Origin of the sequence: Mesorhizobium sp. M7A.F.Ca.CA.004.04.2.1, assembly GCF_004022825.1 — a bacterium.
In the GTDB taxonomy this organism is placed as follows: domain Bacteria; phylum Pseudomonadota; class Alphaproteobacteria; order Rhizobiales; family Rhizobiaceae; genus Mesorhizobium.
Genome location: NZ_RZPH01001647.1, coordinates 1 through 658 on the forward strand (window position 1 = coordinate 1; position 658 = coordinate 658).

Sequence of the window (658 nt, forward strand, 5' to 3'; positions counted from 1 at the left end):
GGTGTAGAGCACATGGTCGCCGGAAACATTGCCATTGACATAGCCCTGGCTATCCTTGGTGAAGTCGCGGGCCATCGCATTCAGGTTGCGCCACGCCAATCCGGCATGGCCAGCCGGAATTTTCCTGAGGCTGCGCGACGTCACATCGTCGAAATCGATCGTTTCGAGGGCGGCATCAGTGTCGATGCCGGCGCGTTGCGGCGACAGCAGGCCGAGATCCGCCGAGTAGGGCGACAGCGTCAGCCGCCGCTCCAAGCCGCCGCCGCTGACGCTGACCGTGTTGGCTTCTTCAGCCAGGTCGAAGCTGAAGACGGCACCCGGGGCCAGTGCCCGCGTCTCCAGGACGTGCCCGTTCCCCGACATGGAGAGGGTCGCTGGTCCATCGCCGGCAACGCGCCCGCTGACGCGGCGCGGCGGTGCCAGACCGACCGGCAGCAGCATCTCCTGCGATACCATCCCGGCCGGCGAACCCGGCAGCGGCATGAAGCGTCGGGACTGAATGTCATTTTCGCTTTTCGCCTGCCAGCCGGGCGGCACCGAAACCACAAAGCGCCAGTTGCCCGGCTTGCGGATCACGGCCTTTCTGCTTTTCACCGACATGGGAAAATTGGCAAAGCCGGCATTGTTGGTGCGCGCGGATGCGGCGAGCTTGCCGGCT

General features: G+C 65.2%; 1 pseudogene. It reads right to left on the minus strand.

Features of this window, described 5'->3' with window-relative positions:
- Positions 1–658: pseudogene (locus tag EN893_RS36715) on the minus strand (hypothetical protein); the annotation flags it as partial.